Source organism: Streptomyces sp. 35G-GA-8 (assembly GCF_023534745.1).
Lineage (GTDB): Bacteria > Actinomycetota > Actinomycetes > Streptomycetales > Streptomycetaceae > Streptomyces.
Window position 1 is genome coordinate 254,966 of sequence record NZ_JAMHJQ010000005.1, and the last position, 12,538, is coordinate 267,503.

Annotated in this window: 2 protein-coding genes (1 of these 2 only partly in view); both read right to left on the reverse strand. The window is 69.6% G+C overall.

The features are described 5' to 3' along the window. A complete protein-coding gene (locus M1203_RS13115; protein WP_249950032.1) occupies positions 1-7,893 on the reverse strand; it encodes a type I polyketide synthase in 7,893 nt (2,630 codons plus the stop codon). Next, positions 7,829-12,538, reverse strand: the 3' end of a protein-coding gene (locus tag M1203_RS13120) for a type I polyketide synthase (RefSeq protein WP_249949812.1). The gene runs 20,742 nt beyond the window's last position; only the last 4,710 of its 25,452 coding nucleotides appear in the window; its start codon lies off the right edge, out of view; the stop codon is at positions 7,829-7,831. The genes M1203_RS13115 and M1203_RS13120 overlap by 65 nt, the downstream gene beginning before the upstream one ends.

Below are 12,538 nucleotides of genomic sequence, written 5' to 3' on the forward strand. Positions count from 1 at the left end.
TCAGGACAGGCCGAGTTCGTCGTCGAGGAGCGCGAACACATCGTCGTCCGACGCCGACTCCAGGTCGAACTCGCCGGAGCCGTTCGCCGACTCCTGCCGCAGTGCGGCCCATTTCGTCCTCAGCACCTCGATGCGTCCTGCGACATGCTTGAACTCCTGCGCGTCGACGGTCATCTCCGTGATCGCCTTCTCCAACTGGTCGAGCACGGCGAGCACCGATCCGGCTCCGCCGGGCTCCTCGGTCACCAGCTGGGAGTGGAGTTGGTCCACGACCGCGGCCGGAGTGGGGAAGTCGAACAGCAGGGTGGCCGGCAGGCGCAGCCCCGTGGCCGCGTTCAGCCGGTTCCTGAAGTCCACCGCTGTCAGCGAGTCGAAGCCCAGTTCCTGGAACTGCCGCGAGGCGCCGACCGCCGTCCCGTCCGCGTGTCCGAGCACCACGGCCGCCTGATCGCGGACCAGCGTCAGAAGAACATCACGACGCTCCTCGTCGGTCAGTCCGGTCAACCGCTGTGCGAGCGACTCGGCCGACCGCGGAGCGGCCGTCGCCGACCGCCGGGACGTTGTGCGGATCAGACCGCTGAGCAGGGCCGGGACCTCGCCCTGGGCGCGGAGGGCCGCCAGATCCAGCCGTACGGGCAGCACCAGCGCCCGCGAGCCGGTGGCCACCGCGTCAAAGAGTGTGAGGCCCTGCTCGACGGAGAGCGGCGGCATCCCGGAGCGGGCCAGGCGCCGCATGTCCGCCTCGGTCACCGTCCCCGTCATCCCGCCCACCTGATCCCACGGACCCCACGCCAATGACACACCCGGCAGACCCTCCGCCCGCCGACGCGCCACCAAAGCGTCCAGGAAACAGTTCGCCGCAGCGTAATTGCCCTGCCCCGCACCACCGAACACACCCGCGACCGACGAGAACACCACAAACGCCGCCAGACCGAGATCTCGGGTCAGCTCATGCAGATGCCACGCCGCGTCCACCTTCGGCCGCAGAACCCTCTCCAGCCGCTCCGGCGTCAGCGAACCCACCACACCGTCATCCAGCACACCCGCGGCGTGGACGACCGCCGAGAGCGGGTGCGCGGCGGGTACGGCCGCCAGCACCTTGGCCAGCGCCCCCCGGTCCGCGACATCGCACGCCGCGGCCGTGACCTCGGCGCCGAGCCGCTCCAACTCCTCGACGAGCTCTCCCGCGCCCTCGGCACCGGGACCCCGGCGGCTGAGCAGCAGCAGCCGGCGTACGCCGCGTTCCGCGACCAGGTGCCGGGCGAGTACGGCACCGAGTCCGCCGGTTCCGCCGGTGATCAGTACCGTGCCGCCCCGCTCCCAGCTCTCCGCCGCCCCTTCGGTCTCCCCCTCGGAGGGAGTGACCTGCTCCGGAAGCGTTACGCGGGCCAGCCTCGCGGCCCTGACCTCGCCCCCTCGGAGCACCAACTGCGGTTCGTCGGAACCGAGAGCCCTCCGCGCTTCGGACAGGGACGACAGATCCGTGTCGATGGGAAGATCCAGCAGCCCGAAGCAGCCCGGGTTCTCCGACTGCGCGGACCGCACCAGACCCCATACGGAGGCCGCCGCCAGATCGGCGACAGGACCGCCGTCCACGGACACCGCCCCCCGCGTGACGAACACCAGCCGCGACCCGGCGAACCGGTCCTCGGCCAGCCAACCCTGAACCAGAGCCAGCGACGCCGCCGTCAGCACATGCGCCGACTCCGCAACCCCAACCCCGTCCCCGTCCTCGTTCCCGTTCCCGTTCCCGTCCTCGTTCCCGTCCTCGTTCCCGTCCTCGTTCCGGTCCTCGTACGACCTACCGTCGATGCCCACCAGCACGATGCCCGGCACCGGGGACTCCCCCGCCACCGACGACAGCAGATCGGCGTAGGTCTCGGCCGTCCCCACCGTCCCGGCCTCCGCACCGGACTCGGCCATACCGTCTACGAGTCCCAGCGTGTCCCGCCCGAGGACCACCACCCCTCCCGGAACGTCCGACCCGGCCACCGCCGTCACCGGCGTCCACTCCACGCCGAACAGAGAGTCCCTGCCCGCACCCGCCGGGCCGGTCAGCTGCTCGCTCGACACGGCCCGTACGAGCAGCGAGTCGACCGAAGCCACCGGCTGACCGGAAGAGTCTGCGGCGACCACGGAAATCGCGTTCTTATCCACCGGCGCCAACCGCACCCGCAGCGCCGAGGCACCCGTCGCATGCAGCGACACACCCTCCCACGAGAACGGAAGACGACCCCCGGTCCCATCACCATCACCGTCGCCGTCGCCGTCGCCCGCCAGAAGCGAGGCATGCAGCGACGCATCCAACAGCGCCGGATGCAGACCGAACGCGGCAGCATCACCCTCCGCGCTCTCCGGAAGACTCACCTCGGCAAAGATCTCACCGTCACGCCGCCAGGCCGCCCGCAGCCCCTGGAAGACCGGACCGTAGGCGAACCCGATCTCGTCGAACCGCTCGTAGCAACCCTCAACCTCCAGCGCCTCCGCACCGATCGGCGGCCACACCGTCGCATCGAAACCGGTCTCCGGCCCCTCGGAGCCGCTCTCCAGCGAACCGGTGGCGTGCTGGGTCCAGGGTGCGTCCGACGCGTCCTCCAATCGGGAGTACACCCCCACAGAACGCCGCCCCGACTCATCAGGAACACCCACCGCGACCTGCACCTGAACCGCACCACGCTCCGGAAGAACAAGAGGCGCGGCAAGCGTCAACTCCACCACCCGACCGCAACCAACCTCATCACCAGCCCGAATCACCACCTCAAGCAACGCCGTACCAGGAACAAGAACCCGACCCATCACCACATGATCAGCCAGCCACGGATGCGACTGAACCGACAGACGACCCGTCACCAACACACCCTGACCAGCGGCCAGTTCGACAGCCGCACCAAGCAACGGATGCTCGGCCGAACCGAGACCCGCCGCGCGCACATCGCCGACGGCACCGGACCGCGAACCCGTCGGCCAGAACCACTGGTGCTGGAAGGCGTACGTGGGCAACTCGACCCGCCGCGCCCCCGTCCCCGCGAAGAACCCGGTCCAGTCGACCGTCGTACCGTGCGTGTGCAGGCGAGCCAGCGCGGTGAGGGCGGTCAGTTCCTCGCCCCGGTCCTTGCGGAGGATCGGAACGATCACCGCCTCCTCCGGCGCGGATTCCTGCGCCATGGCCGACAACACACCGTCCGGCCCCAACTCCAGGAAGGTCCTCACGCCCTGCTCGCCGAGTGTCCGCACGCCATCGGCGAAGCGGACCGCCTCACGGACATGCCGCACCCAGTACTCGGGCGAGCACAGCTCCTCCGCCGACGCCAGACCACCGGTCAGATTCGACACGACCGGAATACGCGGAACCGCAAACGACAACCCCTCCGCAACCGTACGGAAGTCATCCAGCATCGGCCGCATCAGAGGCGAATGGAAAGCGTGCGAGACGCGCAAACGCGTGGTCTTACGACCCCACTCCGCCAACTCCGCCGCCACCGCGAGGACCTTGTCCTCATCACCCGAGACGACCACGGACGCGGGACCATTGATCGCGGCAATCGACACCCCGTCCGACAGCAACGGAAGAACCTCCTCCTCCGTCGCCTGCACCGCTACCATCGCGCCACCGGCCGGCAGCGCCCGCATCAGTCGCGCCCGCGCCACGACGAGTGCGCAGGCGTCTTCCAGCGAGAACACACCCGCCACATACGCCGCCGCCACCTCACCGATCGAATGACCCGCCACGAAGTCCGGCCGCACACCCCACGACTCCACCAACCGGAACAGCGCCACCTCCACCGCGAACAACGCCGGCTGAGTGAAACCCGTGTCATTCAGCAGCCCGTCGTCCTCACCCCACATCACCTCACGCAGCGAGCACCCCAACTCGGCGTCCAGCAAAGCGAGTACGGAATCCAGCGCCTCCGCGAACACCGGGAACCGGCCATACAGCTCGCGACCCATCCCCAACCGCTGCGAACCCTGACCCGAGAACAGCACCGCCGTCCTCCCACCGACAACCGCCCCCGACACCGCCGAACGGTCCAGGTCACCGGACGCCAGAGCGGTCAGCGCCCGCACCGCGTCCGCGGAGTCACCCGCCAGCACCACAGCCCGATGATCGAACGTCGAACGGCCCGTCACCAGCGAGAACCCGACATCCACCGGCCGCAGCTCCCGCCGCGACTCGATCGACGACAGCAACTTGGCCGCCTGGCCGCGCAGAGCCTCGTCAGTCTTGCCCGAGAGCACCCACGGCACCACGGAGGGCGACGCGGTCTGCGCCGACTCTGCCGCGAACTCGGCCAACGGCTGCGGCTGTTCGAGGATGACATGCGCGTTGGTCCCGCTGATCCCGAAGGACGAGACGCCCGCACGCCGCACCCGGCCGGTCTCCGGCCACTGAGTCTGCTCGGTCAGCAGTTCCACCGCGCCCGCCGACCAGTCGACATGCGACGACGGCTCGGTCACGTGCAGCGTGCGCGGCAGCGTTCCGTGCCGCATCGCGAGCACCATCTTGATGACACCGGCGACACCGGCGGCGGCCTGGGTGTGCCCGATGTTCGACTTCACCGAACCGAGAAGCAGCGGACGCTCCGGGTCGCGATCACGGCCGTACGTCGCCAGCAGCGCCTGCGCCTCGATCGGGTCACCCAGCGTCGTACCCGTACCATGCGCCTCCACCACGTCCACATCGTCCAGGGACAGCCCACCGCCGGCGAGTGCCTGGCGGATCACCCGCTGCTGCGAAGGACCGTTCGGGGCGGTCAGACCGTTCGACGCACCGTCCTGGTTGATCGCGCTGCCACGCAGCACCGCCAGCACCTGGTGACCATTGCTCCGTGCGTCGGACAGCCGCTCAAGCACCAGCATGCCCACACCCTCCGACCAGCCCACACCATCGGCGGACTCGGAGAACGCCTTGCACCGGCCGTCGGGCGACAGCCCCCGCTGCCGGGAGAACTCCACGAAGGTGCCCGGGGTCGACATCACCGTCACACCACCCGCGAGTGCCAGCGAGCATTCGCCGCCGCGCAGCGCCTGGGCCGCCAGATGCATCGCGACGAGCGACGACGAGCACGCCGTGTCCACCGTCACCGCCGGACCCTCGAACCCGAAGGTGTACGAGACCCGGCCCGAGGCCACGCTTCCCGCGCTGCCCTGGCCCTGATGTCCTTCGAACTGCTTGCCGTTCAGTGTGGTGCCGTAGTCGTTGTACATCACACCGGCGAATACACCGGTCGCACTGCCCATCAGCGACACCGGGTCGATCCCGGCCCGCTCGATCGCCTCCCACGAGGCTTCGAGCAGCAGCCGCTGCTGCGAGTCGGTCGCCATCGCCTCGCGCGGGCTCATCCCGAAGAAGGCGGGATCGAACTCGCCCGCGTTCTCCAGGAATCCGCCCGAGCGTGTGTACGACGTGCCCGCGTGATCCGGATCCGGGTCGAACAGGCCGTCCACGTCCCAACCTCGGTTCGTCGGGAAGCCCGAGACCGCGTCGGTGCCCTCGGTGACCAGTCGCCACAGATCCTCCGGCGAGGCCACCCCACCCGGGTAACGGCAGCTCATCCCGACGATCACGATCGGATCGTCGGCAACAGGCGGCAGCATCCGGACCGGGATCGTGGCCTCCGCCTCGGTGCCGAACAGTTCGTCCCCGAGATGGTCCGCGAGCGCTGTCGCGGTCGGATAGTCGAAGATCAGCGTGGCTGTCAGCCGCAGACCCGTCACCGTACTCAGCCGGTTCCGCAGCTCCACCGCTGTCAGCGAGTCGAAGCCCAACTCCCTGAACTGGGAGGTGGCGTTGACGGCCGCCGCGTCGGCGTGGCCGAGTACGAGGGCGACCTGACTCCGTACGAGGTCGAGCAGTGCTTCGTGCCGGGCGGACGAGGTCAGTCCGGCAAGCCGGCCGAGAAGCCCGGTAGCGGCGGCGGCCGATCCGGCGACCGCGCTCCGACGGGAGCGGGTAGAGACCAACGACCTGAGCAGCGGCGGCACTTCACCTTGTGCGCGTAGGGCGGGGAGGTCCAGGAGCAGCGGTGCCACCACGGTCCGACCGGAGGCGAGCGCCGCGTCAAAGAGTGTGAGGCCCTGCTCGACGGAGAGCGGCGGCATCCCGGAGCGGGCCAGGCGCCGCATGTCCGCCTCGCTCACCGTCCCCGTCATCCCACCCACCTGATCCCACGGACCCCAGGCGAGCGACACACCCGGCAGACCCTCCGCCCGCCGACGCGCCACCAAAGCGTCCAGGAAACAGTTCGCCGCAGCGTAATTGCCCTGCCCCGCACCACCGAACACACCCGCGACCGACGAGAACACCACAAACGCCGCCAGACCGAGATCTCGGGTCAGCTCATGCAGATGCCACGCCGCGTCCACCTTCGGCCGCAGAACCCTCTCCAGCCGCTCCGGCGTCAGCGAACCCACCACACCGTCATCCAGCACACCCGCGGCGTGGACCACAGCGGTCAATGGGTGCTCGGACGGTACGTCGGCCAGCAGCCCGGACACGGCGGACCTGTCGGCGAGGTCACACGCGGCGACCGTGACCCGCGCGCCCTGCGCGGTCAGTTCGGCGACCAGTTCGGCGGCGCCGGGTGCGTCCATGCCTCGCCTGCCGGCCAGCAGGAGATGGCGCACACCGCGCCCGGCGACGAGATGCCGGGCCAGGACACGGCCCAGGCCGCCCGTACCTCCCGTGATCAGGACCGTACCCTCACCGTCCCAGGCCGGATCCGCCTGGCTGCCGCTCTCACCCGTGGTCACGGATACGGGGGCGGGTGCGGGTGCGGATACGGGTACGCGGGTCAGTCGTCCCGCGCGAATCGTGCCGTCACGGACGATCAGCTGCGGTTCGTCGGAACCGAGAGCCCTCCGCGCTTCGGACAGGGACGACAGATCGGTGTCGGTGGGAAGATCCAGCAGCCCGAAGCGGCCCGGGTTCTCCGACTGCGCGGACCGCACCAGACCCCATACGGAGGCCGCCGCCACATCGGCGACAGGACCGCCGTCCACGGACACCGCCCCCCGCGTGACGAACACCAGCCGCGACCCGGCCAACCGGTCCTCGTCCAGCCAACCCTGAACCAGAGCCAGCGACGCCGCCGTCAGCGCATGCGCCGACTCCGCGACCCCAACCCCGCTCCCGCTCCCGTCCTCGTTCCGGTCCTCGTACGACCTACCGTCGATGCCCACCAGCACAGTGCCCGGCACCGGGGACTCCCCCGCCACCGACGACAGCAGATCGGCGTAGGTCTCGGCCGTCCCCACCGTCCCGGCCTCCGCACCGGAGTCGATCAGGCCCTCGGCAAGTCCCAGGGTGTCCGCCCCGAGGACCACCACCGGTCCCGGAACGTCCGACCCGGCCACGGCCGTCACCGGCGACCACTCAAGACCGAACAGCGCGTCACGGACGAGGTCCGCCGCGGAACCGGGGCCGGTCAGCTGCTCGCTCGACACGGCCCGTACGAGCAGCGAGTCGACCGAAGCCACCGGCTGACCGGAAGAGTCGGCGGCGACCACGGAAATCGCGTCCTTACCCACCGGCGCCAACCGCACCCGCAACGCCGAAGCACCCGTCGCATGCAGCGACACACCCTCCCACGAGAACGGAAGACGACCCCCGGTCCCCCCGTCATCGTCACCATCGCCCGCCAGAAGCGAGGCATGCAGGGACGCATCCAGCAGCGCCGGATGCAGACCGAACTTGGCCGCATCAGCCTCCGCGCTCTCCGGAAGGCTCACCTCGGCGAAGATCTCACCGTCACGCCGCCAGGCCGCCCGCAGCCCCTGGAAGACCGGACCGTAGGCGAACCCGATCTCGTCGAACCGCTCGTAGCAACCCTCAACCTCCAGCGCCTCCGCACCGATCGGCGGCCACACCGTCGCATCGAATCCGGGGTCCGTCACGGTGATGTCGGTGGTCGTCAGAGAGCCGGTGGCGTGCTGGGTCCAGGGTGCGTCCGCCATNAGCACCGGTCGGCGGCCACACCGTCGCATCGAATCCGGGGTCCGTCACGGTGATGTCGGTGGTCGTCAGAGAGCCGGTGGCGTGCTGGGTCCAGGGTGCGTCCGCCATGTCCTCCGGGCGGGAGTACACCCCCACAGAACGCCGCCCCGACTCATCAGGAACACCCACCGCGACCTGCACCTGAACCGCACCACGCTCCGGAAGAACAAGAGGCGCGGCAAGCGTCAACTCCACCACCCGACCGCAACCAACCTCATCACCAGCCCGAATCACCACCTCAAGCAACGCCGTACCAGGAACAAGAACCCGACCCATCACCACATGATCAGCCAGCCACGGATGCGACTGAACCGACAGACGACCCGTCACCAACACACCCTGACCAGCGGCCAGTTCGACAGCCGCGCCGAGCAACGGATGCTCGGCCGAACCGAGACCCGCCGCGCGCACGTCCGCCGTACCGCCCAGGGGGCCCGCCGGCCAGAACCACGTGCGCTGGAAGGCGTACGTGGGCAACTCGACCCGCCGCGCCCCGGCCCCCGCGAACAACACCGACCAGTCTGCCGGGACTCCCCGCACATACAGCTGGGCCAGCGCGGCGACGGCCGTCGACTCCTCGGGCCGGTCCTTGCGGAGGATCGGTACGGTGGCCGCTCCGTCCGGTACGGATTCCTGCGCCATGGCCGACAGCACACCGTCCGGCCCCAGCTCCAGGAACGTGGCCACACCCTGCTCGCCGAGTGTCCGCACACCGTCCGCGAAGCGGACCGCCTCGCGGACATGCCGCACCCAGTACTCGGGCGAGCACAGCTCCTCCGCCGACGCCAGACCACCAGTCAGATTCGACACGACCGGAATACACGGAGCCGCAAACGACAACCCCTCCGCAACCGTACGGAAGTCATCCAACATCGGCCGCATCAAAGGCGAATGGAAAGCGTGAGACACGCGCAGACGCGTGGTCTTACGACCCCGCTCCGCCAACTCCGCCGCCACCGCCAGGACCCCGTCCTCATCACCCGAGACGACCACGGACGCGGGACCATTGATCGCGGCAATCGACACCCCGTCCGACAGCAACGGAAGAACCTCCTCCTCCGTCGCCTGCACCGCCATCATCGAACCACCCACCGGCAACGCCCGCATCAACGACGCCCGCGCCACCACCAACCCACAGGCATCCTCCAGCGAGAACACCCCCGCCACATACGCCGCCGCAACCTCACCGATCGAATGACCCGCCACGAAGTCCGGCCGCACACCCCACGACTCCACCAACCGGAACAGCGCCACCTCCACCGCGAACAACGCCGGCTGAGCAAACCCGGTGTCATTCAGAAGATCCGCATCCTCACCCCACATCACCTCACGCAGCGAGCACCCCAACTCACCGTCCAGCAAAGCGAGTACGGAATCCAGCGCCTCCGCGAACACCGGGAACCGGCCATACAGCTCACGCCCCATCCCCAACCGCTGACTGCCCTGACCCGAGAACAGCACCGCGGTCCTGCCGCCGAGTACCGCCCCCGACACCGCCGAACGGTCCAGGTCACCGGACGCCAAAGCAGTCAGCGCCCGGACCGCGTCCGCAGAGTCACCCGCCAGCACCACAGCCCGATGATCGAACGTCGAACGGCCCGTCACCAGCGAGAACCCGACATCCACCGGCCGCAGCTCCGGCCGCGACTCGATCGACGACAGCAACTTGGCCGCCTGGCCGCGCAGCGCCTCGTCAGTCCTGCCCGAGAGCACCCACGGCACCACACCCGGCTCGGTCTTGGGGGCATCCTGGCTGCCCATGACGGTTCCCTGGATGACGGTGGTCGGCTGTTCCAGGATGATGTGGGCGTTCGTACCGCTGATCCCGAACGACGAGACACCCGCGCGCCGCACCCGGCCGACTTCCGGCCAGGGCGTCTGCTCGGTCAGCAGCTCCACCGCGCCCTCGGACCAGTCCACATGGGACGACGGGGCATCGATGTGCAGCGTCCGGGGCACCACACCATGGCGCATCGCCATGATCATCTTGATCACACCCGCCACACCGGCCGCCGCCTGCGTATGACCGATGTTCGACTTCACCGAGCCCAGCAGCAGCGGACGCTCCGGGTCACGATCACGGCCGTACTCGGCAAGGAGCGCCTGTGCCTCGATCGGGTCACCGAGCCTGGTCCCCGTACCATGCGCTTCCACCACATCGACATCCTCGGCAACGAGTCCTCCGCCGGCGAGCGCCTGACGGATCACCCGCTGCTGCGACGGACCGTTCGGGGCGGTCAAACCGTTGGAGGCGCCGTCCTGGTTGACGGCCGAGCCACGGACAACCGCCAGGATCTCGTGACCGTTGCGCCGTGCGTCGGACAGCCGCTCAAGCACCAGCATGCCGACACCCTCCGACCAGCCCACACCGTCCGCCGACTCCGAGAACGCCTTGCAGCGGCCGTCGGGCGACAGTCCGCGCTGGCGCGCGAAGTCCACGAACACCGACGGGGTCGACATCACCGTCACACCGCCGGCCAGCGCCAGCGAGCACTCACCGCTGCGCAGCGCCTGCATCGCCCAGTGCATCGCGACGAGCGACGACGAGCACGCCGTGTCCACCGTCACCGCCGGACCCTCCAGACCCAGCGTGTACGAGACCCGGCCCGACGCGAGGCTCGGCGAGCTTCCGCTCCCCTGGAAGCCCTCGAACTCCGGACCGCCCAGGACGGCGCTGTAGTCGTTGTACATCACACCGGCAAAGACGCCGGTCGTACTGCCCTTCAGCGACACCGGGTCGATCCCCGCCCGCTCGATCGCCTCCCACGATGTCTCCAGCAGCAGCCGCTGCTGCGAGTCCGTCGCCAGCGCCTCACGCGGCGACATACCGAAGAACGCCGGATCGAACTCGCCCGCGTCATGCAGGAATCCACCCGAGCGGGTGTACGAGGTGCCCTTGTGGTCGGGGTCCGGGTCGAACAGCCCGTCCACGTCCCAGCCACGGTTCGTCGGGAACGCGGAGATCACATCGCTGCCCTCGGTGACCAGCCGCCACAGATCCTCCGGCGAGGCCACCCCGCCCGGGTACCGGCAACTCATGCCCACGACCACGATCGGATCGTCGGCCACCGCGGCCGTACGCGTGCCGGCCGGCCCAGCCACCGCGGCATCGGACCCCAGCAGTTCGTCGAGAAGATGGTCGACCAGGGTCTCGACCGTCGGGTAGTCGAAGACCATCGTGGCCGGCAGTCGCAGCCCGGTCACGGTGCTGAGACGGTTGCGGAGTTCGACGGAGGTCAATGAGTCGAAGCCCAGGTCGCGGAAGGCTCGGCCCGGGTTGACCGCGTTGCCGTCGGCGTGGCCCAGGACCAGGGCGACCTGCCCGCGCACCAGGTCCAACAGCACCTCCTGACGCTCAACGACCGTCAGCCTTCCCAGTCGCTCCACGAGACCGGCCGCCGTCGCCGAACCGGCCACCGCAGCAGCACGACGCGACCGCGAACGGATCAACGACCGCAGCAGAGGCGGAACCTCACCCTGCGCGCGCAGTACCGACAGGTCCAGCCGCACGGGCGCCACCACAACATCGCCAGTGCTCACAGCCGCGTCGAACAGGGCCACACCCTGCTCCACCGACAACGCCGGCACGCCCGCACGAGCCATCCGCTCCGCGTCCGCCTCCGACAACGTCCCCGTCATCCCACCCGACTGGTCCCACGGACCCCACGCCAACGACACACCCGGCAGACCCTCATCCCGCCGGAGCTCCATCAACGCGTCCAGGAACGCGTTGCCCGCCGCGTAATTACCCTGACCAGCGCTCCCGAACAGAGCAGCGATGGAAGAGAACACGACGAAGGCGGAGAGGTCTTGGCCGCGCATCAGTTCATGCAGGTTCCAGGCCGCGTCCGCCTTCGGCCGCAGGACCTTGTCCAGCCGCTCCGGCGTCAGCGAACCCACCACACCGTCATCCAGCACACCCGCCGCATGCACCACAGCCGACACCCTGTGCCGAGCCAACAGCTCCGCCAGCGCGCCACGGTCCGCGACATCGCACGCCTCGATCGACACCTCGGCGCCGCGCTCGGTCAGTTCATCGGTCAGTGCTTCGGCTCCGTCGGCGGCCAGGCCCCGCCGGCTCACCAGCAGCAGCCGACGCACTCCATGCTCGGCCACCAGATGCCGCGCCACGACCGCGCCCAGACCACCCGTACCACCAGTGATCAGCACACTGCCATCGCCGTCCCAGACCGGACGCGCCGCAGGCTCAGCCACCGCCGCGCGCACTACACGCCCGGCCAGCACCTGGCCGCCCCGCACGATCACCTGCGGCTCGTCCCCGCCCAGCGCCGACAGCGGCAGCACAACCGGCCCGGCCGGATCAAGATCGACCAGACCGAAGCAGCCCGGACTCTCCGACTGCGCAGACCGAACAAGCCCCCGCACCGCAGCCGCCGCCACGTCGTGGCCTCCAACAGCGCCCCGCGTCACAAAGACGAATCGGCACTCCGCGAACCGCTCATCAGCCAACCGCTCCTGAACCTGCCCGAGTACCCGATGTGTCAACGCCCGCACCGAATCGGCCATTCCGGCACCAGGCTCCCC